This window comes from Microvirga sp. M2 (assembly GCF_047497095.1).
Classification (GTDB): Bacteria; Pseudomonadota; Alphaproteobacteria; order Rhizobiales; family Beijerinckiaceae; genus Microvirga.
In genome coordinates this window covers 362,522-387,576 of the sequence record NZ_CP134064.1, presented here as the reverse complement: position 1 = coordinate 387,576, position 25,055 = coordinate 362,522, and the positions used below count along the sequence as shown (strand labels likewise).

Annotated in this window: 17 protein-coding genes and 1 pseudogene; 7 read left to right on the top strand and 11 right to left on the bottom strand. The window is 61.7% G+C overall.

All coding sequences use genetic code 11. The features are described from left to right. Positions 1–491 precede the first annotated feature (491 nt). The 3 genes and pseudogenes from dxs (at position 492) to hpnH (ending at position 5,251) form a co-directional block, all read left to right on the top strand. Positions 492–2,433 (top strand): annotated as a pseudogene (dxs, locus tag RE429_RS21545) (1-deoxy-D-xylulose-5-phosphate synthase). Between the two features lie 694 nt (positions 2,434–3,127). Next, a complete protein-coding gene (gene ispH / locus RE429_RS21540; protein ID WP_414475388.1) occupies positions 3,128–4,054 on the top strand; it encodes a 4-hydroxy-3-methylbut-2-enyl diphosphate reductase in 927 nt (308 codons plus the stop codon). A gap of 48 nt (positions 4,055–4,102) precedes the next feature. Next, on the top strand, positions 4,103–5,251 hold the full coding sequence (hpnH, locus tag RE429_RS21535; protein ID WP_414475387.1) for an adenosyl-hopene transferase HpnH: 1,149 nt from the start codon (positions 4,103–4,105) through the stop codon (positions 5,249–5,251). Here hpnH and RE429_RS21530 read toward each other — a convergent pair. From RE429_RS21530 to RE429_RS21515, 4 genes are all read right to left on the bottom strand, one after another. After that, complete coding sequence (locus RE429_RS21530) at positions 5,174–5,872, bottom strand: phosphorylase (RefSeq protein ID WP_414475386.1); 699 nt, start codon at positions 5,870–5,872, stop codon at positions 5,174–5,176. The two genes, hpnH and RE429_RS21530, sit on opposite strands and share 78 nt — an antisense overlap. Positions 5,873–5,880: 8 nt before the next feature. Further along, the gene (shc, locus tag RE429_RS21525) at positions 5,881–7,857 is read right to left on the bottom strand and encodes a squalene--hopene cyclase (RefSeq protein ID WP_414475385.1); all 1,977 of its coding nucleotides are present in this window, start codon (positions 7,855–7,857) and stop codon (positions 5,881–5,883) included. Between the two features lie 965 nt (positions 7,858–8,822). After that, on the bottom strand, positions 8,823–10,214 hold the full coding sequence (locus tag RE429_RS21520) for an aspartate aminotransferase family protein (protein ID WP_414475384.1): 1,392 nt from the start codon (positions 10,212–10,214) through the stop codon (positions 8,823–8,825). 18 nt (positions 10,215–10,232) lie between these two features. Beyond that, positions 10,233–10,769, bottom strand: coding sequence for a DUF2147 domain-containing protein (locus RE429_RS21515; protein ID WP_414475383.1), 537 nt, complete (start codon positions 10,767–10,769; stop codon positions 10,233–10,235). A gap of 448 nt (positions 10,770–11,217) precedes the next feature. On the opposite strand from RE429_RS21515, the gene RE429_RS21510 reads away from it, so the two are divergent. Further along, the gene (locus tag RE429_RS21510; RefSeq protein WP_414475382.1) at positions 11,218–12,093 is read left to right on the top strand and encodes an efflux RND transporter periplasmic adaptor subunit; all 876 of its coding nucleotides are present in this window, start codon (positions 11,218–11,220) and stop codon (positions 12,091–12,093) included. After that, positions 12,090–15,140 carry an efflux RND transporter permease subunit gene (locus RE429_RS21505; RefSeq protein WP_414475381.1) on the top strand — a complete coding sequence of 1,017 codons (3,051 nt, stop codon included), beginning with the start codon at positions 12,090–12,092 and terminating at the stop codon, positions 15,138–15,140. The genes RE429_RS21510 and RE429_RS21505 overlap by 4 nt, the downstream gene beginning before the upstream one ends. A gap of 142 nt (positions 15,141–15,282) precedes the next feature. On the opposite strand, the gene RE429_RS21500 is transcribed toward RE429_RS21505, so the two are convergent. The 7 genes from RE429_RS21500 to RE429_RS21470 all read right to left on the bottom strand — a co-directional run bounded on the left by RE429_RS21500 (position 15,283) and on the right by RE429_RS21470 (position 22,570). After that, positions 15,283–15,969 carry an SURF1 family protein gene (locus RE429_RS21500; protein ID WP_414475379.1) on the bottom strand — a complete coding sequence of 229 codons (687 nt, stop codon included), beginning with the start codon at positions 15,967–15,969 and terminating at the stop codon, positions 15,283–15,285. 53 nt (positions 15,970–16,022) lie between these two features. Further along, positions 16,023–16,430: a cytochrome o ubiquinol oxidase subunit IV gene (gene cyoD / locus RE429_RS21495; protein ID WP_414475378.1), complete on the bottom strand. Its 408-nt coding sequence runs from the start codon at positions 16,428–16,430 to the stop codon at positions 16,023–16,025. Then, on the bottom strand, positions 16,427–17,053 hold the full coding sequence (gene cyoC, locus RE429_RS21490) for a cytochrome o ubiquinol oxidase subunit III (RefSeq protein WP_414475377.1): 627 nt from the start codon (positions 17,051–17,053) through the stop codon (positions 16,427–16,429). Before cyoC ends, cyoD begins: the two co-directional genes overlap by 4 nt. Before the next feature lie 4 nt (positions 17,054–17,057). Further along, the gene (gene cyoB / locus RE429_RS21485; protein ID WP_414475376.1) at positions 17,058–19,061 is read right to left on the bottom strand and encodes a cytochrome o ubiquinol oxidase subunit I; all 2,004 of its coding nucleotides are present in this window, start codon (positions 19,059–19,061) and stop codon (positions 17,058–17,060) included. Positions 19,062–19,078: 17 nt separating this feature from the next. Continuing rightward, positions 19,079–20,209 carry a ubiquinol oxidase subunit II gene (gene cyoA, locus RE429_RS21480; RefSeq protein WP_414475375.1) on the bottom strand — a complete coding sequence of 377 codons (1,131 nt, stop codon included), beginning with the start codon at positions 20,207–20,209 and terminating at the stop codon, positions 19,079–19,081. Between the two features lie 141 nt (positions 20,210–20,350). After that, positions 20,351–21,694 (bottom strand): MFS transporter, encoded by a 1,344-nt coding sequence (locus RE429_RS21475; RefSeq protein ID WP_414475374.1) that lies wholly within the window; start codon positions 21,692–21,694, stop codon positions 20,351–20,353. Between the two features lie 603 nt (positions 21,695–22,297). Then, positions 22,298–22,570, bottom strand: a complete 273-nt coding sequence (locus RE429_RS21470) for a hypothetical protein (protein WP_414475373.1) — start codon at positions 22,568–22,570, stop codon at positions 22,298–22,300. Between the two features lie 420 nt (positions 22,571–22,990). Between RE429_RS21470 and RE429_RS21465 the strand changes: the two genes are divergently transcribed. Together RE429_RS21465 and RE429_RS21460 are read left to right on the top strand one after the other, a co-directional pair. Further along, entirely contained in the window at positions 22,991–23,779 is a 789-nt protein-coding gene (locus RE429_RS21465; protein ID WP_414475372.1) for a class I SAM-dependent methyltransferase, read from the top strand. Positions 23,780–23,848: 69 nt separating this feature from the next. Then, positions 23,849–25,009, top strand: a complete 1,161-nt coding sequence (locus RE429_RS21460) for an ABC transporter substrate-binding protein (RefSeq protein ID WP_414475371.1) — start codon at positions 23,849–23,851, stop codon at positions 25,007–25,009. Positions 25,010–25,055: the final 46 nt, after the last annotated feature.

Genomic DNA, 25,055 nt, shown 5'->3' with positions numbered 1-25,055 from the left:
GGGCGCGATCACTGAGACTTGCCGTGACCACACCGCTGTCCCAGGCCCTGCGCGGGCGCAATATCCACGCGGTTGAGAGCAGCAGTTCGATCCGGTCTGCGGCCGCGTCTGGAGTCGGTCCCTCGGCCACTACCATCCCGTGCGCGTGCTGTATCGGCGGGACGTCATCAAGGAGTGTAGCCGCTTCATGTGTCGCAGCGCTTTATGGATACAGGCGCTTCAGGCTCTCGAACGAGACCTGTACCAGATCCGGCTGGGAGACTTAGCCATACCGGGCTCTTAACCCACTGACTGCTCTGCTTCGATTATCTGATCGAGACGGCAATCCTGCATCTCAGGGTGAATGGCATGGGTTAAGCCAATCGTGCCGCCATCAGGATCTAGCTAACCTCGGCCGTAATTTACTATTTGCGCGAATTCCGATTCCGGAGCAACCTTAGGATTCTATCGTAGGCTTATTGGGTTTAGAGTCCCCAACAGGAGTCTTGCATATGTCAATGTCGCTCCTGGACACGATCGTGACGCCTGAGGATCTTCGTCAACTCTCGGAAGGGCAGCTGCGGCAGGTTGCGGACGAGTTGCGGGCGGAGACGATCGGCGCGGTGTCGGTGACCGGCGGGCATCTCGGGGCCGGGCTCGGCGTGGTCGAGCTCACGGTCGCGCTGCACTACGTGTTCGACACCCCGCGCGACCGCCTGGTCTGGGATGTCGGCCATCAGGCCTATCCCCACAAGATTCTCACCGGCCGCCGCGCCCGGATCCGCACCCTGCGCCAGCCCGGCGGGCTGTCCGGCTTCACCAAGCGGGCCGAGAGCGAGTACGATCCCTTCGGGGCGGCCCACACCTCGACCTCGATCTCGGCCGGCCTCGGCATGGCCGTGGCGCGCGACCTCGCGGGCGGGACCAACAACGTGATCGCGGTGATCGGCGACGGCCCATGTCGGCCGGCATGGCCTATGAGGCGATGAACAATGCCGGCGCCTTGCATTCGCGCCTGATCGTGATCCTCAACGACAACGACATGTCGATCGCCCCGCCCACCGGCGCGATGTCGTCCTATCTTGCCCGCCTGGTCTCGGGCGGCACCTATCGCGGCATCCGCGAGACCGCCAAGCAGCTCGCCCAGAAGCTGCCGAAATTCCTCTACGAGAAGGCGCAGCGCGCCGAGGAGTTCGCCCGCGGCTTCTGGACCGGCGGCACCCTGTTCGAGGAGCTCGGCTTCTACTATGTCGGCCCGATCGACGGCCACAACCTCGATCACCTGCTGCCGATCCTGAAGAACGTGCGCGATGCCGAGACCGGGCCGATCCTGGTCCATGTGGTGACCCAGAAGGGCAAGGGCTATGCCCCGGCCGAAGCCGCCGCCGACAAGTATCACGGGGTGGCCACCTTCGACGTGGTGACCGGGGCGCAGACCAAGGCCAAGGCCAATGCCCGGCCTACACCAAGGTGTTCGGCGAGAGCCTGATCGCCCAAGCGCGCCGGGACGACAGGATCGTCGCGATCACGGCCGCGATGCCGTCCGGCACCGGGCTCGATCTGTTCGGCAAGGAGTTCCCGGCCCGGACCTTCGATGTCGGCATCGCCGAGCAGCATGCGGTGACCTTTGCGGCCGGCCTGGCGACCGAGGGCTACAAGCCGTTCTGCGCGATCTACTCGACCTTCCTGCAGCGGGCCTATGACCAGGTCGTGCACGATGTCGCGCTCCAGAACCTGCCGGTGCGCTTCGCGCTCGACCGGGCCGGGCTGGTCGGGGCGGACGGGCCGACCCATGCCGGGGCGTTCGACCTCGCCTATCTCGGCTGCCTGCCCAACCTGGTGGTGATGGCGGCCGCCGACGAGGCCGAGCTGGTGCACATGGTGGCCACGGCCGCGGCCCATGATGCCGGCCCGATCGCGTTCCGCTATCCGCGCGGCGAGGGCGTCGGGGTCGATCTGCCGGACGAGGGCGTGCCGCTGGAAATCGGCAAGGGCCGCCTGGTGCGCCAGGGCAGCCGCATCGCCCTGCTGTCGCTCGGCACCCGGCTGGCCGAGGCCCTGAAGGCGGCCGAGGAGCTCGAGGCGCGCGGGCTCTCGACGAGCGTGGCCGATGCCCGCTTTGCCAAGCCGCTCGATACGGCGCTGATCCTCGAGCTGGCCCGCCGGCACGAGGTGCTGGTCACCGTGGAGGAGGGCTCGATGGGCGGCTTCGGGGCTTTCGTGCTGCAGCTGCTCGCCGAGCACGGCGCGCTCGATCGCGGCCGCCTGAAGGTCCGCACCATGGTGCTGCCCGACCTCTACCAGGACCACGACAAGCCCGAGCGCATGTACGCCAAGGCCGGCCTCGACGCCGCAGGGATCGTCACAAAGGTCTTCGAAGCGTTGGGAGAGGCGCAGGAACAGAAGCTCCAGAGTATTGGTCTGGGCGTGAATCGCGGCCGAAAACGAGGGTAGTGATCGACGCGCGAGCATCGAACGCGGGACGTGGGAACCGGTTCTGCGTGAAAAGGTGCTCGAAAACATAGAGCATCTCGGCGATGGGGACGTCTCCTCATCGCCCGTCTCTCGGGGGCGATCAGCAATTGGGACCTTTGCCGCCGTGGCGGATCGTCAAGGAGCGACTTGTCAAGGAGCGACTTGTCTCTTGCAGGCGACTGGACCATGACAATCTCGTCGACCACGGGCACGAATGCAATCCGATCGGTGAAACGATGGCCGCAGCGGTAGAGGCATCACGGAATGCCGTGAACGAAGCAGTAAGCATGCCTGAGTGAGGCTGTTCCATTCTACGTCATCCGCGCAATAGAGATCGAACCGAGCAATCACGAAGTTATGATTGCTGGTGCAAACGGTGCTTTGCTCAAGCGGCGCCATTCAATGGGTACGGGTGCCTTGAACTCGACGATGAGGCGACCATCACAGCCGGATGGATATTGCTTAGGTGTTTCCTCAATGAGCGTGAGGATGTCTCCGGAATAGAAGTTTGAGTGGTAGTAGAATATCTCTCGATTGATGTTACTATCGTTGTGCGAGAACGCCCATTGAATTGAATGCGAGCGCGCTACAATTGACGATAGTTAAAGGGCCACATTCCGAGGTAGAGACTTCAAGGTGGCTTTTGCATAACGTGTGCATAAGAGGATAGGATATGAAAGTTATCCTCGCCCGGCCCCGTGGTTTCTGCGCTGGCGTTATTCGTGCAATCGAAATCGTAGAGCGTGCCCTCGCGAAGTATGGTGCTCCCATCTATGTGCGGCACGAGATCGTTCACAACCGGCATGTGGTTGAAGGCCTGGAAAAGAAGGGCGCGCGCTTTGTTGAAGATCTCAGTGAAGTGCCGGACGGAGCAGTTGTGATCTTCAGTGCGCATGGTGTATCTCGGGCAGTCGTCGCAGAGGCTCACGCGAGAAATCTGCCTGCGCTAAATGCCACATGCCCTCTTGTCACCAAAGTTCATCATCAAGCCCAGCGCTATGTGGCGCAAGGTCGGACGCTCGTGCTCATCGGCCATGCCGGGCATCCGGAAGTCGAAGGCACATTAGGGCAAATTGAAGGCAACGTTCATCTGGTGCAAACCGAGGCGGATGTGGACGCGCTCAATCTGCCGGCTGAGACGCGCATCGCTTATGTGACCCAGACAACCCTCAGCGTGGACGATACCCGGTCAATTATCGCGGCTCTGGAGCGGCGCTTTTACGAGGTGGTCGGGCCTGAGACCCGAGACATTTGCTACGCAACGCAGAACCGCCAAACGGCCGTCCGGCAACTCTGTCGGATGTGCGACCTCCTGTTGGTTGTCGGCGCCCGCAACAGTTCCAATTCCAATCGTCTGCGAGAGATCGGCGAGGAGGCCGGCATCCCGAGTTATCTTATAGGAGACGAAACAGACATTGACGAGAAGTGGCTGATCAACGTCGAGGCTGTCGGGCTGACTGCCGGTGCATCGGCACCTGAGATGCTTATCGATAGGGTCATTGATGCCCTGTCCCGAAGATACCCGGTCGAGATCTCGATGCTTCCAGGCATCGAAGAGAATATCAACTTTCGCTTACCTGCTGAACTCTCAACCATTTGAGATCATTAGGATCGAAGTACCGGACCTCGCCAGAACAAGGATTTACTCGTGGGTATCCCCCTCCGTCAAATTCTTCGCATCGGTGGCTATGTGGTTCGCCAACATCTCGCGGGCCGGAGGCACTATCCGCTCGTGCTGATGCTGGAGCCTCTGTTCCGGTGCAATCTGTCCTGCGCAGGGTGCGGCAAGATCGACTATCCGGATCCGATCCTGAACAGGCGTTTGTCATTGGAAGACTGCCTCGGTGCAATAGACGAATGCGGCGCTCCGGTCGTCGTCCTTGCCGGCGGCGAACCGCTCCTGCATAAAGATCTTCCCCAGATCGTCGAAGGTGCTGTCGCACGGCGCAAATTCGTCATCATCTGCACCAATGCGCTCCTGCTGGAAAAGAAGATTCATCAGTATCGACCAAGCCCGTACTTCACCTGGTCCATTCACTTGGACGGCGACAAGGACATGCACGACAAGTCCGTGTGCCAGTCGGGCGTCTACGATCGTGCTATTGCTGCAATCAAGCTGGCTCGAGCGCGAGGATTCCGGGTAACGATCAACTGCACCCTGTTCAAGGGTGCAGATCCAGAGCGAGTCGCCCGCTTTTTTGATACGGTCATGGAGCTTGGGGTGAATGGGATCACTGTCTCGCCCGGATACGCCTATGAACGAGCCCCTGACCAACAGCATTTTCTCAATCGAAAAGCCACCAAGGAGCTCTTTCGGAGCATCTTCCGCCTTGACCGAGGCAGCAAGCGGTGGGCGTTCAACCAATCGGCGCTCTTCCTCGATTTCCTCGCTGGGAATCAAGCCTATCATTGTACGCCGTGGGGGAATCCCACACGGACGATTTTTGGATGGCAGCGCCCATGCTACCTCCTGGGCGAGGGTTACGCTAAGACCTACCGGGAGTTAGTGGAGGGAACGGATTGGGAGGCCTACGGCACGGGCCACTATGAAAAATGCGCCGACTGCATGGTCCACTCAGGCTACGAGGCATCGGCGGTCAGGGATACGGTTCGGCGGCCATGGAAGGCCGCTCGAGTCGCCTTGCGGGGAGTGACAACGCGAGGCCCGATGGTGCCGGATATCCCGCTGGACCAACAACGTCCGGCGCAATTTACTTACTCACGAAACGTCGCTGAAAGGCTTGGCGAGATTGCCGACCTCAAGATTGGGCCCGAGAAGGGGCCGACAGTGACGTAGGCCCGCCAGAGCCGCCGATGAAGCGAGCGCAAGACGCGCCAGCAATGCGATCTGGATAGGCTGCCGCACAACTCCGCGAAGGATATACTGCCAATCCAGGATCCCGTCGGCATCCAGTGCGTCGCCGACAAAAGGCGGAAGTGAGTGGTTCGCGGCGTCACAGATCACGCGAATTGCTGCAAAAGGAACTCCGCAGACGGCCGCGAATTCGGCTGCGACATGGGACTCCATATCGACCGCGGCGGCTCCTGTGGCGGAGCGAAGCGCCGCTTTCGCGACAGGAGTCCGGACAGTGGCCTCAACCCCCGCAATCTCGGCCTCGACGACATTCCGGCCCTTGACCGACAACCTTTGAGCCCAGTCCTGCGTGAGACCAGGGTGCGAGAGCCATCGCGCTTTTCCATCGACAATCCCTTGAGCGAGAACGACATCGCCGGGCGAGAGGCTTGGATCAAGACCACCGGCGATCCCGAAGCTAACCACAGCCCGATACGCACGGGGATGACGGCGCAGTTTATGGCGGAGCCGTTCCGGCGATCCTCCCGAGCAGATCGTGACGAGGTCGGGTCCTGCGATCAGGCGCGCTTCATAGGCAAGTCCGGTCACGATCAGGAGCGGCATTCTGGAGCTCACATTCCGACCCAGTCGGTTGTATCAGAGAGACCGAGCTTCAGGTTCCGGTAGCGTGCGAGCGCCCAAAGCGGGAAGAGCTTAGGATAACCATGATAACGCAAATAGAAGACCCTTGGGAAACCGGTGGCTGTGAAATGCTCTTCGGGCCAGAATCCGTCTCTCCCTTGCGTGCTGCAGAGATACTCGATGCCGCTCCCGACAGAAGGGTGCGAGGCCTCCCCGGCGGCCATGAGACCTAGGAGCGCCCAAGCCGTCTGCGATGCTCTGCTCGATGCGGGCCGGTGAACGCGGTAATCGGCACGATAGCTTTCGCCGTCTTCACCCCAGCCTCCGTCGGGATTCTGGATTCGTACGAGCCATTCTGCGGCTCTACGGATGGCCTCCGAACGTGGATCCACTTTTGCCGCGCGCAGAGAACAGAGAGCGGACCAGGTCCCGTATATATAGTTCATGCCCCAACGGCCGAACCAGCTCCCATCGTCCTCCTGCTCTGCAAGGAGATACGCGATGCCCCGAGCCAGCGGCGAGCCCCTTTCGGAGTTCTCGCCAAGTTGGGCGAGCATAGAGACACATCGAGCCGTCACGTCGACGGTCGGTGGATCAAGAAGCGCTCCATGGTCGGCAAAGGGAATGTGATTGAGATAACTGTAGGTGTTATCGGCGTCGAAGGCTCCCCATCCGCCATTCTGGCTCTGCAGGCCTATAATCCAATCGCGGCCGCGGGCAATTGGCTCGTCATAGGCGGCGGCGTCCCGCGGAGCGGACCGAGATTGGGCGCGATGCATCGCCATGACGACGACCGCGGTGTCGTCGACATCGGGGTAGTGAGGATTGGTATATTGGAATGCCCAGCCGCCAGGGCGCAGGTCGGGGCGGATCGCCACCCAATCTCCCGCTACATCAAGGATCTGGCGCTGCCTTAACCAGGTAAGACCCTTCTTCGCGCACTGCTCCGCTTCATCGTCTCCAACTTCGAGGAGCGTCTGGCAACATAGTGCGGTGTCCCACACGGGCGAGAGGCATGGCTGGCAATAGGCCTCATCGTCCTTCACGACGAGCAGGGCCTCAACTGCTTTCCGCGCCGCGACGACGTGTGGATGATCTCCTGGATAACCGAGAGCGTCGTACATCATCCGGACATTGACCATCGCCGGGAATATAGCCCCGAACCCGTTAGGGCCGTTCAGACGCTCTTCGACGAACGCTATTGCGGCCTCGATCGCACGCTGGCGCGCGCCTTTCGGAAAGACGGGCTCCACTCTATGGAGGACATCATCCGTCGCTTTGAAGAAGCCCGCCCAGAGCGACTTTTGACGCGGGCTCATCGGCAAGCCGCGCTCGCTATCCGGCGGTGCCGTGAAAAGCTCCTGGACACGGATGCCGCGCGGATTGCGCGCCTTTGGTTTCAAAGCCTGCAGAACCATGAGCGGGACGAGGACCGTGCGTGCCCAATAGGATATCTTTAGGACATGAACAGGAAACCAGTGCGGGAGAAGCATGATCTCAATTGGCATGACCGGGACCGTACGCCAGGGAAGCTCACCATAAAGAGCTAACAATGTCCGCGTGAATACGTTGCTCTGTGCAGCGCCCCCATGAGCGAGAATCACCTCACGAGCCCACCTCATATGCGGAGCAGCTGGCGGGTCTCCAATCATCTTCAGCGCGAAGTATGCCTTAACGCTTGCGCTTAGGTCGAATGATCCGCCATGGTAGAGCGGCCAGCCGCTATTTTGGATCTGTATGCGGCGCAGATATGCGGCAATCTTTTCTTCAAGGCCACTTTCCGCAGGGGTTCCAAGATAATGCCTTAGAAGAATATACTCGGCAGGAATTGTTGCATCGGCCTCAAGCTCAAATCTCCAATGACCATCGGTCTGAGCACATGCGATGAGCGATCGGCTGGCAGCTTTTATGTTCGTTTCGATCGCATCGGTCGATAATTCAATCCGGCTAGGACTAACTTGAGTCATTCGATACTCCATGTCCTTCGAGCAAGAATCATGGCATTCTCAACAGTTGAGCGTGCTGGGATCAAACGCCTGTATCGAGACGAAGTATCGGATGAGGCGGCCAATCAAATGAACCCATATGACAACAATGCTTCTATGAGACGCGAGCGACCAGCGTGGGCAGTCTCCGTTTGAAGATGAACGGCTGCTGCATCGAACGCTTGGACGCGGATGCGCCCGATACCGGAATGGCGTAGGAGCGCTTCGGCCCGAACCTGGAAGGTGTCCGCTTTCCCGGGCGCGCGGCGGGGCGACAGAGTCGGTCGAGGACAGCATCTTTACCGAGATCCCGCCTCGCCCAGGCCCGGATGCCATCAATGATATGCATCATCGTTCCATCGATGACGGTGCGGACATCGTTTGGTCGGAGTGGAAAGGCGCGGACGGAGGCGGCTAGAGCACCGGATCCGAAAGTGGATTCCACTTTTGGGATCAATGCGATGCTCCCCCTATGGAACAGCGCGTCGCTTGCTGCGAAAAACCGGGTCCGCTTTTTCGCACGATGCGCCAGAGCCGAAAGCTGCGCCGGGGGATACCTGTTGAACAGAGAATCGGCGTGCATTGCCTCACGCCGGGAGCGTGGCAGTATTTGCTTGACTGTATAGAATAGGCTGCCGGTAACAATTGGGGAGCCATTCTCGTTCGCCACTATACTGGCCATGCGCCTGCTCCTCCTGAAAGAAGTGCTGGAAGGCATGAACTATACCTTCCATACAACCTTATGTCATATCGATAAAGAGACAGGCGCAAGGACCAGTGACCTCAGGACCTCCCGCAGCGCCTGCGGCGGTTACGAGCCAGAATGTCGAGCCAGCTTTGGGGAGAGGCGGCTCGGAGAACCCGTCAAGATTGAGCGGAGAAGCGTTCGCCTCTCTGCCTCGCTAGCATCATAACGCTGTAGGCAAGTAGGCTGTTCGACCGTGCCCTCACGCGGCGCCGGCCTTCGCCTTCATCGCGTGGCCGGCGAGCGTCTTGCCCAGGGACCATGCGGCACCGGGGACGCGGTGGGAATCGGCGATCACGTCATCGAAGGCGCGCTCGATCCAGGCGCAGTCCCCCTCATCGATAACGAGGGGCGGCAGGAGCTTCACCACATGGCTCGCGTGGCTCGCTACCTGGCACAGGACGCCGTGCTCCTTGAACAGGGGAACCGTAATAAGCTGGCAGAACAGACCTTGGTTCATGGCCTCGAGGGCGCTCCAAGCAGCCTTCAGTTTGAGGGACCGCGGTGGGCCGAACTCGATTCCTATCATGAGCCCCTTGCCGTGCACCTTCTTGACGAATTCGTAACGCTCGGCCATGCGCTCGAAGGCGGCAATCAGACGCCACCCCTTCTCAACTGCATTCTCTATCAGTCGCTCCTCAGCGAGTGCATGCAGCGTTGCAAGCCCTGCGGCCATGGCGAGGTCGTTCTTCGAGAAGGTCGAGCCGTGCACGACTGCTCGGTCCATCCGGTCGAAGATCCTGTCGAAGATCCAGCGGCGGGTCAGCACAGCTCCAACCGGCACGTAGCCGCCGGAGAGCGCTTTCGCCAGGAGCACCATGTCGGGCTCGACGCCCCAATGCTCGATGGCAAGGAATTTTCCCGTACGGCCGAGGCCCGTTTGAATTTCGTCCACGACGAAGAGAGTTCCGTGGAGGCGGCACAGCTCCGCCGCACCCTTCAGATATCCATCGGAGGGCACGTTGACGCCCTTGCCCTGAATCGGCTCGACGATGAAGGCGGCGATGGTCTTCGACGCGAGCGCACGCTCAAGGGCAGCGAGGTCGTCGAAGGGGATCTCGGTGCAGTCCGGCAGGAGCGGCCCGAAGCCCCTTCGGAACATCTCGTCGCCAGTGATCGACAGACTACCGTAGGTGAGACCATGGAAGGCGTGACTAGCGAAGAGGATGCCCGGCCGCCCGGTGGCACTGCGGGCGAATTTGAGTGCGGCCTCGACGGCTTCGGCCCCTGAATTGGCGAAGAACACCTTGTCGAGATAGGGCGTGTGGGACAGAAGCCGCTCGGCGAGAAGGCCCGCGAGGGGCGAGACGTCCATCTGCACGAGGTTCGGAAGCTCTCCATTGATCGCTGAGACGAGTGCCTCGCGAATGCCCCTGTGATTGCGCCCGAGTGCGAAGACGCCCCAGCCGGACAGGAGGTCAAGGTAGCGCCGGTCGTCGCGGTCCCACAGATGAGCGCCCTGTGCCCGGTGGAAGCTTACATCGTAGCCGAGCACCTTGAGTACGCGTACCATCTGCTCGTTGAGATAGCGGCTGTGCAGGTCATAGCGGTCCTCCTCGTGAGCATGGAAGAGTGCAGCGATATCGAGACTCATTGGCGACTCCGGATCCATTTAGCGGGGCTGTACGGCGCGGGGGCGGGTGCCATCGGTGGGCTTCGGCAAAATGGTGCCGCCGGTTTCGACCGCGCGCGTCCAGATTTCGCCGTCACAGAGGAGGCCGCCAAGGATGCAGCCCTCGATCTTGAGAGTGGTCGGGCTCTGCGGTGCCAGAGTGGCGGAATAGGTCTTGCCATTGATGGCGTTGTAAACGCTGCCCTCCCACAAATTCTGCCCCTTAAGTTTCATATCCTTGACGATCTCAAGCCCCAGAAGCGGCTTGCTGCGTTGGGCCGGGTCGGGATTGTTTGAGTCGACGCCCCCCGGTGTCTTTGTCCAGACGAGTGTGCCACAATGAGCTCCGTCGCTGCCGTTGCCGCAGGGTGCGATGCGAATGCGTGCGGTCTGGTCGGCGACGATCCATTCACCGTCGATGGGCGCCGGCTTTTGGGAGGTCGCGGACGTCCTCGGCCTATTCCCGGTCTGGGCCATGGACGACGCGGTGATGAATCCCGCGAGAAAGGTCGCGGCAAGTACCTTCTGGCTGACCATGTTGGTCCCGGACCCCGCGGGTCCGCTCCGGTTGAGCCTGAGCAGATGCACGTCTGCGCAACGAAGCAGCTCTTGACCTTGTTTCTTGTAATCTCAAAGCGGCAAGCATGAGGCATGGATTCGCGTAAGGGCGGACGGAACACGGAACGACCTTGTGGAACCTTTCAGGCTATCACCAGTCATTATGCTGACGAAGCCCAATAGTTCCGGGGGAATTGTGCGGGCGCTCACTCTGTTCACGCGTCTGCAAAAAGTGGCTTGCCGCGGCAAACGGCGGCCGAGCCACGATATCTGCCTCAGCCGTTGCAGGATTGTTTAACGGGACATGAGTGGGTGCGGGATGGAACCTGCCGGTACACGGCTCAACAGGGCCCAGCATAACCGAGGAAGCTCTGCTGTCGATAAGTCCAGCCGCTCGCGCCGTCCCCTCCTGGGGAAATCGGAGCGGATGGTGGCGGCACTTTCCTTCCTATGCAGGTTGGCTCCGGTCGTCCTGACGCTATGGCCGACGCTCGGCAAGGCGCAAGACACGATGCAGGCACCGACCGTCACGGTCGCCACCGCCGCCCAGACCTGCTTCGAGGACCGCATCTTCTTCATCGGTACGCTTGTGTCCCGCGAGGAGGTGCTCGTTATTCCTCTCGTTGAAGGCGCACGGGTCAACGAGGTGCTCGTCGAGGCGGGCGAGCGGGTTCGGAGCGGCCAAGTGCTGGCGCGGCTCAGCCGGCCGGAGACACCGGGCGGCGGGTCGATCGACGTGACTGCACCTGCTGACGGCATTGTCCTGACCCGCAGTGCCCGTGTGGGTCTCATCGTCTCCGCTTCCTCCGTGGAACCCCTGTTTCGCCTCGCCCGCAATGGCGCCATGGACGTGGTGACGGGGCTTCCGGCGGGCCGCCTCGTCAACGTGCAGACCGGTCGCGCTGTGCTCCTCCAGACCCCTGGAGGGGAGATCCGCGGCCAAGTGCACCTCGTCGCGCCGGAGGTGGACCGGCAGAGCCGGCTCGCCCTGGTACGCATCAACTTTGATGGCGACCCGAGGCTGCCCTTCGGCGCGTCCGTGTCCGGCGTCATCGAGACGGGGCAGAGCTGCGGCCTGGGCATCCCGCTTTCGGCTCTCGTCTCCGAGCGCGATCAAACGCTGGTTCGGCGCGTGCGCGATGGTAAAGTAGAGAGTGTCGCGGTGCGGACCGGCCTCATTCAGGGCGATATGGTCGAGGTCGAATCCGGCCTCGCGGCCGGCGATAGCGTCGTCGCCCGCGCGGGCGACTTCCTGCGCGATGGCGATGTCGTGCGCACCGCGCCTGCAGAGGTGCAGCGATGAGGATCCCGATCTCGGCGGCGTCGATCCGCCGGCCGATTCCTGCCATTGTCCTCTTCCTCGTGCTGTTTCTGCTTGGACTGATGAGCTTCCGACAGCTGCCGGTCACCCGTCTTCCTGCGGTCGATCTTCCTATCGTGTCCGTTACCGTGCCGCTGTACGGTGCATCGCCGACGGAGATTGAAACCCAGGTAACGACACCTGTCGAAAACGCAGTGGCGGGCGTGGCCGGCGTGCGTCACATCTCCTCGACCATTACGGATGGCCTCTCGACGACGGTGATCGAGTTTCACCTTGAGAAGGACGCGACCGCTGCGGTCAACGACGTTAGCGATGCGGTGACGCGCATCCGCGCTGAATTACCCCAGGCCGTGCAGGCTCCCATCGTCCAGAGTATCGAAATCGCCGGCCTGCCGATCGTCACCTATGCGGTAAAGTCGAAGGCCCGCGGACCGGAGGAAGTCTCCTGGTTCGTCGACGAGACGGTCAAGCGGGCGCTCCTCGGGCTCCGTGGGATCGCGGGCATCAGGCGCATCGGCGGTTCCGAGCGCGAGATCGCAGTCCATCTCAATCCCCTGAAACTGGCGGATGCAGGCGTCACGGTCGTCGACGTGAACGAGCAGCTGCGTGCGGCAAACGTCAATGTAGGAGGCGGGGGAGTAGAGGTCGGAGGGCGTCGTGCGACGATCCGCACGCTTGCCGGCGTCCGCAGCGTATCAAGCCTTGCCGCCATTCCTATCGCCCTGCCGACGGGCGGCACAGTTCGCCTCGATGATCTGGGTACTGTGACGGATGGCGTGGCTGAGCCGAGGACCTTTGCCCTTCTCGACGGTGAGCCCATCGTCGCCTTCGCAGTCTCCCGGGCCCGTGGCGCGAGCGATGTCGACGTCGCTCGCGGTGTTGCGGATCGCATCGCCGACCTGCAGCGAGCGAACCCCGACTACGAGATTAGCCTCATCGACGCCCCCGTCGACTATACGGTCGGCAACTACAGAGCCACGATGAGCGCGCTCGTCGAGGGCGCGATACTCGCCGTCATCGTCGTGTTTATTTTCCTTTGGGACTGGCGCGCCACCCTGATCGCGGCGATCGCGCTACCGCTCTCAATCATCCCGACCTTCTGGGTGATGGATGTCATGGGCTTTTCGCTCAACCTCGTGACACTCCTTGCCATTACGCTCTCGACCGGCATCCTCGTCGACGACGCCATTGTCGAGGTGGAGAACATTATCCGCCACATGCGGATGGGGAAGGGCGCCTACGAAGCGGCGCTCGAGGCCGCAGACGAGATCGGACTGGCCGTCATCGCCGTGACGGCGACACTGATTGCGATCTTCGTACCCTCAAGCTTCATGGGCGGCGTCGCGGGCCAATTCTTCAGACAATTCGGTGTTACGATTGCAGTGGCGGTGTTTTTCTCACTGCTCGTCGCTCGCCTCATCACGCCGATGATGGCGGCCTATGGCCTGCCTTCCGTACCGGACATCCTCGAACGTGAGGGGCGGGTGCTGCGCGCCTATACGCGGCTCGTCGCCTGGTCGGTCCATCACAGAATCGTTACGGTTCTTATCGGGCTTGCCATCTTCGTTGCTTCAATCGCAAGTGCCATGCTCCTGCCGACGTCGCTTCTGCCTCCGCAGGATACGAGTCGCTCACTCATTGTTGTCGAGCTCCCTCCGGGTGTCGACCTCGCCGACACCCGCCGCACCGCCGATCTCATCACGCATCGTCTCAAGGCGGTGCCGGAGGTGCGCTCCGTTCTGGCTCAGGGCGGGCGTGTGCCGATCGGAACGCCGGAGGCGCGCGATGCCACCTTCGTCGTCAACTATACCCCGCGTTCCGAGCGAAGCCGCACCCAACGCGAGCTCGAAGCCGCCCTTGCGGCAGAACTCGCCAACGTACCCGATATCCGCTCCTATTTCCTCGACCCAAACGGTCTCAGGCCCGTCATGATCATCGTCATGGGCGCCGATGGCGCAAAAGTCTCGGCTGCGGCGGCTGATCTCTCGGCGCAGATGCGCCGCCTTCCCATGCTGGCCAATGTGATCTCCACCGCCTCCCTCGACCGGCTCGAGGTTCGCATCGTCCCCCGGCCTGTCGACGCCGCCGCGCTAGGGCTTCCCGCTGCGGCGCTTGCGCGCGCGATCCGTGTCACGACCGTTGGCGACGTCGAAACGAACCTTCCCCACTTCGACGCCGCCGACCAGCTGGTTCCCATTCGCGTGCGACTTGATCCGGCGACGCTCACGGACCCGCGAGAACTCGATGCCCTACGCCTTTCTCCGCCACAAGGCAGGTCGTCCGGCATGCAGCCGATTCCGCTCGCCGCAGTGGCGGACGTGGGGATCGGCCGCAGCCCGGCCTCGATTGAGCGCCACGATCGCTCCCGCAGCGTGACTGTTGAGGCTGATCTGGTCGGCGGAGCTGCGCTCGGCGACGCCATAAAGGCGATACTCGCGCTGCCCGCTGCTCGCACGCCCCAAGCTGGCGTCACCGTGCGCGAGGCGGGTGACGCCGAGGTCATGACGGATCTGTTCAAGGGCTTCTCTACCGCCATGCTGGCGGGGCTCCTTCTCGTCTACAGCGTATTGGTGCTTCTCTTCGCGAGCTTCCTGCAGCCCTTGACGATTCTCTTCTCGCTGCCGCTCTCCATTGGGGGCGCGATGCTAGGTCTGCTGGCCGTGCGCCAGCCCATCAGCATGCCGGTCTCGATCGGTATCCTGATGCTGCTGGGCATTGTGACGAAGAACGCCATCCTCCTCGTTGATTTTGGACTGGAGGCGCAGTCGCAGGGCATGAGCCCGCAGGACGCCATTGTCGACGCCGGACGCAAGCGCGCCAGACCGATCATCATGACCACGGTCGCCATGGTCGCCGGCATGGTGCCCTCCGCACTGGCCATCGGCGACGGCGGGGAGGCGCGGGCGCCCATAGCGATCGCGGTCATCGGCGGTCTCGTCGTCTCGACCCTCCTCTCGCTCGTCTTCGTTCCAGCAGCTTTCGTGCTGATGGAGGATTTCTCCCGCTTCCTGCGCCGGTTCGTTCGTTGAGCCGCGCGGGCAGCGCCTATGAGTTTGGTCCCTCGGTAGGGAACCCGCAGAAAACCTTGCGACCCGCGATGCCCGGTTCGCCCGCAACGACCTTGCGGGCCCGGCGCCCAGCCGTCGGAACGGAGTGGTATACATGAGGCCACTACTTCGGCTCGCGCGGTCCGAGCCAGCCGGGGTGCAGCCGTTCCAGGTTGACGAAGGCTGCCCCGGCGGCGGCCATCAGCGCCAAGACGCCCCAGGTGAGTGCATAGACGAGGTGATTGTTCGAAAAGGCGATCACCGTCAGCCCGGCGACGGGCAAGCCGCTTTTGCCGGGCGTGCGTTCGGCATCGATGAAGTACGGTGCGACGTTCGCCAAGTTGCGTGACGCGGCGATCGCGGCCACGTCGCGGGAGAACCAGCGGTCCGAAATCGGATCGTTGGCCTGCAAAAAGGCACCACCCGGCTCGGACAGGCGCAGGAGGCCCACCATGGTGATAGGCCCCGGGTCGCGGGGACGCCAGATGGCCGGATCGCGTTCGGTCGCGGGCACGAAGCCTCGGTTGACGAGGATTGTCGTCCCGTCATCGCGGGCCAAAGGCGTCATGACCCAATATCCGCCACCCAGCTCCGTCACCGCCTGGACGAGCGTCGAGCGATCATCAACCCAGGCCCCCGTCACAAGCACGCGGCGGTATTCGTCCGTGCCAGCCGATAGGCCTGCCCAGTCTTCCGGCCCTGGCGCAGGGGTCGGAGCCGCGTGAACCCGCGCCTCCACGCGCGCGATCAGGTCGAGCTTGTAGGCGCGGCGCTGGACCTGCCAGACGGCGAGCGAGGCGAAGCTCACCACAAGCAGAATCGCAGCGATGTCGAATGCGGCCAGCGCAGCGATGCTTCTGCCGGTCAGGGGTTTTGCAACGCCTCGCTCGGCGTCATCGGCATCATGTTCTCGTTCAGGTGGTACATGACCCATATCGAGCCAACTAGCGTGATGACAACAAGAATGAGCGTAAACAGCAGGGCCAGGAAGGTCCAGCCGCCCTCCGACTTGGTGTTCATATGCAGGAAGTAGATCATATGAACAATGATCTGTACCGCCGCCAGCGCCATGATGACGATGCCGGTCATGCGCGTGTCATTCAGGACATCGCCCATGACGAGCCAGAACGGAATGGCGGTGAGGATGACCGACAGGACAAAGCCGGTCATGTAGCTCCTGAACGTGCCCTGCGCGCCATGAGGGTGATGCTCCCCGTGCGCCTCGCTCCGACCTTGCTTCGGACCGAGCCCGGACTCGGCAACCTCACTCATTGCATGGACCCCATCAGGTAAACGAAGGTGAATACGCCGATCCAGACCACGTCGAGGAAGTGCCAGAACATGGACAGGCACATGAGCCGGCGCTGGTTCTCGGCGACGAGCCCGCGCTGGCGGACCTGAACCATCAGCGTCACGAGCCAGACGATGCCGAATGTGACGTGCAGTCCGTGCGTCCCCACCAGCGTGAAGAAGGAGGAAAGAAAGGCGCTGCGCTGAGGGGTGGCGCCCTCGCTGATCAGGTGTGCGAATTCATAAAGCTCGATTCCGAGAAAGGCTGCCCCGAGCAGACCGGTGACCGCGAGCCAGGCGAGGGTTTTGGCAACGCGCTCCTTGTCCATCTCCAGCATGGCGAAGCCATAGGTGATCGATGAAAGGAGAAGGAGACCCGTATTGACGGCGACGAGCCGCAGGTCGAACAGGTCTGCTCCCGACGGACCCGCCGCATAACTGCGGCCGAGCACGCCGAACGTGGCGAACAGGACCGCGAAGATGAGGCTGTCGCCCATCAGGTAGATCCAGAATCCGAACAGCGTGCCTCCCTCGCCGTGGGCGTGCTCTTCCTGCTGGTAGAAGACCGGTGCCGTAGCGCCAGGTGGTGGGGTCATTTCATGCATCGGCTCAGGCCTCTCCTGCGAGCTGCGCCATTCTTCGGCTTTCGATCCGGTCGACGTCCTCCGCCGGGACGTAATAGTCCCGGTTGTAATTGAACGTGTGGATGATGGCGGTCGCGATGAGAGCCACGAAAGACAGGGCGGCGAGCCACCAGATGTACCAGACCAGGGCGAAGCCGAGCACGGTGCTGAGACCGGCCAGGATAACACCTGCGCCGGTGTTCTTGGGCATGTGAATCGGCCTGAAGCCTTCCAATGGATGATCGTGACCGCGCCTCTTCATGTCCCACCAGGCATCGAGATCGTGGACCACCGGCGTGAACGCGAAGTTATAGGGCGGGGGCGGGGAGGATGTCGACCATTCGAGGGTTCGCCCGTCCCACGGGTCGCCTGTCAGGTCGCGCAGCTGCTCGCGCCGGAGATAGCTGACGACGAGCTGAACAAGGAACGCCAGGATCCCGGCCATGATGATGAAGACGCCGATGGCGGCGATCGTCAGGTACGGCTGCACGGCCGGGTCGTCGAAATGCTGCGTCCTGCGTGTCACGCCCATGAGGCCAAGGATGTAGAGCGGTGCGAACACGGTCCAGAAGCCGACCAGCCAGCACCAGAACGACGCCTTGCCCCAGAACGGGTCGAGCTTGTAACCGAACGCTTTGGGGAACCAGTACTGGACGCCCGCCAGGAGCCCAAACACCACGCCGCCGATGATGACGTTGTGGAAGTGGGCGACCAGGAACAGGCTGTTGTGCACCACGAAGTCGGCGGGCGGCACCGCGAGCAGCACGCCCGTCAGCCCACCGATCACGAAGGTCGGGATGAAGCCCACCACCCAGATGAACGGCGTCTCGAACCGGATCTTTCCTCGGTACATGGTGAACAGCCAGTTGAACACCTTCGCGCCCGTGGGGATCGAGATGATCATCGTGGCGATGCCGAAAAAGGCGTTGACGTTGGGGCCCGCCCCCATCGTGAAGAAATGGTGCAGCCAGACGAGCCATGACACGAGGGCAATCACCATCGTGGCGTAGACCATCGACGTATAGCCGAACAGCCGCTTGCTGCAGAAGGTCGATGTGACCTCCGAGAAGATTCCGAAGGCGGGCAGGACGAGAACGTAAACCTCCGGATGGCCCCAGATCCAGATGAGGTTCATGTACAGCATCGGGTTCCCGCCGTAGTCGTTCGTGAAGAAATGCGTTCCCACGTAGCGGTCGAGCGACAGGAGCACCAAGGTCACGGTAAGAACCGGGAAGATCGTGACGATGATGGCGTTACTGGCGAGCGTCGTCCAGCAGAAGACGGGAAGCTTCATCATCGTCATGCCCGGGGCACGCATCTTGACGATCGTGGCGATCAGGTTGATACCCGACAGCGTCGTGCCGACGCCTGCGATCTGGAGGCCCCAGATGTAGTAATCGACGCCGACGCCGGGGCTGTAAGCCGCTCCCGACAGCGGCGGATAGGCGAGCCAGGTGGCCCGTGAGAATTCGCCGACGAACAGGGACAGCATGGTGAGCACTGCGCCACCCGCCGTCATCCAGAAGCTGAAATTGTTCAGAAACGGAAAGGCGACGTCCCGTGCGCCGATCTGCAGCGGCATGATGTAGTTCATGATGCCGGTTACGAACGGCATGGCCATGAAGAAGATCATGATCATGCCATGGGCGCTGAAGACCTGATCGTAATGATGCGGGGGCAGGTAGCCCTCGTTTGCGCCGACCGAAAGCGCCTTCTGGGTGATCATCATGACCGCGTCGGCGAAGCCGCGCAGCAGCATCACGATGGCGAGGATGACGTACATGATGCCGATCTTCTTGTGATCGACGCTCGTGAACCATTCGCGCCACAGGTAGCCCCACTTGCCATACCATGTGATGGCGCCGAGAAGAATTAAGCCGCCGAGAGCCACGACAGCGAAGGTCGCGAGCAGAATGGGCTCATGGTAGGGAATGGCTTCGAGCGTCAGGCGTCCGAAGATGAGTTGCTTGAGATCGAGGTTCGAGAACATGCGGATACTCGTTCCAATCAGTGCTCGTGGCTATCGGTCGGCCGGTTGTTCAATTGGGCCGGCGCAGGCTCCCTGTTCGCGCCCGGAAGAGCGTTGCCCTGTCCCTGGTCGGGCTCGGTCTTGGGAGTGTTGACGCCGCCGCGACTCAAATCTTGATCCCGTGGCATCATGCCCTGGGGCTGGACGGAGCCCTGTGGCGGGCGACCCGAGGCAGGAAACGTCGCTCCGGATGGCTCGTCGCCGCTTTCCAGGCGGCGGTTGTCGTAGTCGAGACGCGCTCGGTTCGCCGCGCTCTCGTCGGCTGCGCCGCCCGTCCTGTCGATATGGTGCATTTCGCTGACGCACATCTGACCCGGCCTGACGCATAAGCCGAGAACGGCATCATAGAGACCGCTATCCACCGACCCGAAATAGCGGACCGGCTCCGCTTCGCTCGGCTTTTCGAGCTTGAGGTAGGCCTCGCGGTCGAGGGGGGTTCCGGTCGACCTCACCTTCGCCACCCACTCGTCGAAGCCGTGCTGGCTGAGGCTGAGGAAGCCGAAGGTCATGCGGGAGAAGCCCGAGCCGCTGTAATGGGCCGATTGGCCGCTGAACTCGCCCTCGTGGTTCATGACGGCGTGGAGATTCGTTTCCATGCCCGGCATGGCATAGATCATGCCTGCCAGGGCGGGAACGTAGAACGTATTCCATACGGAGGAGGACGTGATCTTGAACGTGACCGGCACGTTCGCCGGCGCGGCCATCTCGTTCAGGCTCGCGATCCCGAATTCGGGATAAATGAACAGCCATTTCCAGTCGAGCGCGACGACCTGGACCGTCAGGGGTTTCACATCGGCAGGTACGGGCTTGTTGGGTGCGAGCCGGCTAAGCGGCCTGAAGGGATCGAGCGTGTGCGTGCCGATCCAAGCCATGGCGCCCAACGCAATGATGATGAGCAGGGGCACTGTCCAGATGATCACCTCAAGCTGGGTCGAATGGTGAAAATTGGGATCGTAGGTCGAGTCCGGGTTCGACGCACGATAGCGCCAGGCGAAGATGAAGGTCAGTGCGATCACCGGCAGGATGACAAGCAGCATCAAGGCCGTCGATGCAATGATGAGATTGCGCTGCTGGACCGCGACGTCGCCAGACGGGTTCATGACGACCATGCTGCAGCTGGCGAGCAGCGCCGAGGTGGTGAGCAGAGCCAGGCCCCTTAGGACTTTGCCCTTCAGGGTTCCGCTCGGAGGGTGAGACGCATTCCTACCAAATGGATGCCTACGAAATGGATGAAACGACTTCCGCATGGTTCAAACCTGCCGGATTTCCGAGCGGGACAGGCTAAGCGCCACGAGGGTCGTGACTGCCCCCGACAGCAGATACAGGCCCACGCAGGCAAGTCCGTAACGGGCCGACAGGAACAAGACGATCAATGGTGCAAAGCCTGCCCCGAGCAGCCAGGCGAGGTCGTTGGTGAGCGCTGCGCCAGTGTAGCGGTAGCGCCGATCGAGTTGCGACGTGATGGCGCCGGAGGATTGCCCGTAGGACAGGCCGAGCAGAGTGAAACCGGCATTGACGTAGATCGTCTGACCGATCGCATTCTCCTCGACCACCAGGGGAGCGATGATGCTGCAGATGGCGAAGACAGCGATGAGACCGGCCGAGATCAGGAGGAGCCTCCGGCGGCCGATCTGGTCGGCTATGAGGCCCGAGGCCACAACGGCGCCGGCGCAGATAAAGGCGCCGGAGCATTGAACCATCAGAAACTCGCCTGCCGAACGTTGGGTGAACAGGGTAATCCAGCTGATGGGAAACACTGTGACGAGATGGAACAGGGCAAAGCTCGCCAATGGGATCAGTGCGCCGACAACGAGGACGCGCCCGTGGGTCCGCAGCAGTGGAATGATGGGCGAGGGGTCGAGCCGCCGCTGTTCGAGAAGGCGCGAAAACTCTTCGGTAGCCACCAGCCGCAGCCGCGCGAATATGGCCACAACGTTGATGGTGAACGCGCAGAAGAAGGGATAGCGCCAGCCCCAATCCAGAAAATCGGCTTCTGTCAGGTTGAGCATGAAGAACGAGAACAGGGTGCTGGCGACCATGAAGCCCAGCGGGGCGCCGAGTTGCGGGATGGAGGTGTAGAAGCCGCGTCGCTCGATGGGCGCATTGAGCGCGAGAAGCGAAGCGAGGCCGTCCCAGGCACCGCCCTGCGCGAGCCCCTGGCCGATCCGGAGAATGCCGAGGAGATACAGGGACCAGGCTCCAATCTGCGCATAGCCGGGCAAGAAGGAGATCGCCATGGTGGAGAAGCCGAGCAGGAAGAGCGCGATCGTGAGTTTAACGCCACGGCCGTACCGGCGGTCGACCGCGGTGAAGATCACCGAACCGATCGGCCGGGCGATAAAGGCCAGCGAGAACATGGCAAAGGCGTAGAGCGTCGCCGTCACGGGTTCCACAAAGGGAAAGAACACCTTGGGAAACACCACCACGGAAGCGATCGCGAAAACAAAAAAGTCGAAATACTCCGCGGCTCGGCCGATGACGACACCGATCGCGATCTCGCTCGGCGCAACCCTTTGATCGGCGGACACCAAGCGGGCGTCCCGCTCGAGGGGAGTGGAGGTGGGCTGAGATCCTTGGACCTGATCCATCGTCATCTGGGCGATAGCCTCCAGTGCGAATAGGTCAACCTCGTCGGTAGATCCGGTTCGGGCCTGTGACGACCTGTCCTCCAGTTACTCGATCTGAGGCCTCGCTGCCGTAATCCAGGTTAAGTTAACCGCAGGTTCTAGGGCCGGTGGTCGGTTCAGCAAGCCGCACTCTGAGCATTTTGGTATGCGATAGCGACTTCGAGTGCCGGAACAGGAGCAGATTGGATGGTGCGCGCAACCGTAGCAATGAGATATGGCCCCTGCGGATTGTGTTTCAAGACGATATGGGCCTGACGTGAGAAAACGCGTTTGACGTGGGAACCGGCGTCCCGTCTCCGCTTCGACGCTCTTCTGCCCGGTTGGCTGTACCCGGTCCTGGTCTCTTCCTGCATTCGCGCCGCTACGTGGGTTCCTGCCTTGCAACACACGAATTCACCCATGTTGCCGGCACGGCGCAGGACCCGACTGTGTCCTTGCGCCTGCCCCTAAGCTTGGTCCTTCTGATTGTAGGACCGACTGCATAAGAAGAGGTCATTGTCCAATGGTTCTCTCCACGTGGGATCATGTCAGGTCCTGGGATCATCTCAGGGCAGGCCCTATCGGCACAGGTTAAGGAGCTTTTGGCCCAGGATCTGCCAGGGGAGGGCGGGATAGCGCCCGCTCATGCCGGGCGATCGTATCCAGGATGAGCTGGTGGTGGTCCCGCCAGGCCACCATGGTTTCCTCCAGCAAACGCAGCAGGTCTTTCGCTCTGGCGGTCTCGTAGCCTTGCTCGACCATCCTCTGGATCAGGGCGAGTTGCTCGGCAATGCGCTGCTCGCCTGCCGCAAGATGTCGATCCGCCTGGACCAGGTCCTGGTATTCTCGTTGGAGGTCGTTCATGACGACACTCCTCAGCCATGCAGGCGGGAGCGCACGTCTCTCTCAGCCACCGGTGCCTACAGGTTCGGATCGGCCGGTGATACGGTCAGTATGCACCCCTCCGCTCCCCCGTCCAAGCAGGCTCGCGAAGTGCCTGCCCGTTGTCGAGCCATGCGCGTCATCGCTGGGAAGCCGGTTGTGGAATGAACCTTGCTCGAAAGATGGAGGCTCAGTTCCGGATCGCAGCTCGTTCGAGAACAGATCTTGTGTCGCGCACAAATACTTAGATCCACAGGATAGAACAGATCTAAAGTGAGACAAAGCTGTAATTAGAATAATTATAATCCAGTATTGCAATGTATAAATTTTGATTTACCTAGTGACATCTTTGGGGTGGCCTGTTACGCAACTGCACACGCAAACGCGACATAGAACCATTCGATGGACAAAGCCTCTCTCAATTGGTCCCTCAAGGACGATATCCGTGACTACTGGAGCAGGCGCTCGGAAACGTTCGACCTCTCGCCCGGTCATGAGATCTTCAACGAAGAGGAGCGCAACGGCTGGCTTGCGCTGTTCCGGCAGCATCTCGGTGAAGGGGCGGGCAGGCCCGTTCTGGACCTTGCCAGTGGCACGGGCGTGATCTCGCACCTCCTTCACGACCTCGGCTTTGAGGTGACGGGCCTCGACTTTTCGGACGCCATGCTGGCCAGGGCCCGCGCGAAGGCAGGTCAGCGCAACGCAAGGATTCGCTTCATCGCCGGCGACGCCGAACAGACCTTGGAGGCGGATGAAGCCTATGACGCGGTGGTGACGCGCCACCTGGTCTGGACCCTGGTCGATCCGCCGGAAGCCTTCGCGGAATGGTTCCGCGTCCTGAAGCCGGGTGGAACCCTTCTCGTTGTCGACGCCGACACGGGTGCGCCGAGAACCTTGAAGGCCCGTGCCCTGCGTTCCATGGCCAGGCTGATGGCCAAGATTTCGCCCGCTCCCCCACGGCCCGGGATGGATATGGAAACGCACAACCGCATCCTCAGGCAGGTCTACTTTTCGTCAGGGGCTCGCGCGGACCGGATTGCCGATCTCCTGCGGGCGACGGGGTTCCGGGACGTGGTCATCGACCGGAACCTGTCGGCCATCCATCGCGGCCAGTGGCGTAACATGCCTCTGCGCCAACAACTCGAACGGGCAAGCCAGGACCGCTATGCGATCCAGGCCCGCAAACCCTGAAGCTGACGCCGGCCTCGGGACTTCATTCAACCAAGGGCCTTGAACCCTTCGATTGAGGATACCACACAGATGCCAAACGCATTCCCGTCCAGGCTCGTCCAGCGTGCGATCCTGGCCCTATCACTCGCGTTGATGGCCTTGGGGCTGGCAAGCCCCGGTCGGGCCGCCGATGCGATGATCAAAGTGACCGATCTGGCAGGTCGCACGGTCACGGTGAAGAAAGGAGTCCAGCGCGCGATTCTCGGCGAGGGGCGCCTTTTCTACGCGACGGTCGTCCTCAATAAGGAGCATCCCTTCGCGCAACTGGCGGCCATCGGCGACGATTTGCCGAAATTCGATCCCGATACCTGGAACCAGTATCTGGCGAATGTACCGGATGCGAAGAACGTGACCCTCGTCAGTGCCCTCGCGTCGAGCGATTTCAGCGTCGAAAAGGCGGTCGCGCTCGATGCCGATCTCATCGTCCTGTCACTCGGATTCTACGACAAGGCCAAGGAAACGGGCATTCTCGACAACCTTGAGAAGGCCGGCATTCCGACCATCTTCATCGACTTCCGCGAACGGCCAACACAGAATGCCGTTCCCAGCATGCTGCTCCTGGGCCGTGTCTTCGACCGTCAGGATCAGGCGCAGGAATTCGTCGACTACTACACTCGGCAGATGCGCCGCATCTACAACGTCACGAACCGCCTGAAGCAGAACGAGCGGCCCCTCGTCTTCGCCGAGCAGGCAGCAGGCCTGGAGCCGGATACCTGCTGCCGCTCCTTCGGCAATTTCAATTTCGGCGAATTCGTCTCGGAAGCGGGCGGCCTGAACTGGGGATCCAAGTTCTTCTCCGGCGCGAGCGGCATGGTCAATCCGGAGAAGATCATCGTCGAGGACCCGACCTATCTGCTGATGACCGGCGCGAACTGGTCGAAGTCCAACCCCGGCAATAAAGCCGTCTGGCTCGGTTACGAGGCCCAACCTGAGAAGGCGCAGGAACAGATCCGCGGCCTCGTTCAGCGTCCGGGCTTTGCCGAGCTTTCCGCCGTGAAGAGCAAGAAGGTGATGGCGATTTACCATCAATTCTACCAGAGCCCGTACCACTTCGTCGCCATCCAGGCTTTGGCGAAGTGGATCCATCCGGACAAGTTCGAGAATCTCGATCCCCAGGCAACGTTCCGGGAACTGCACGACAAGTTCCTGCCGATTCCGCTGACTGGAATTTTCTGGACCGAGCTGAAGTAGCATTCATGGCGCGGGACCACAGTTCCGCACCGAATTCTTTCGAAGA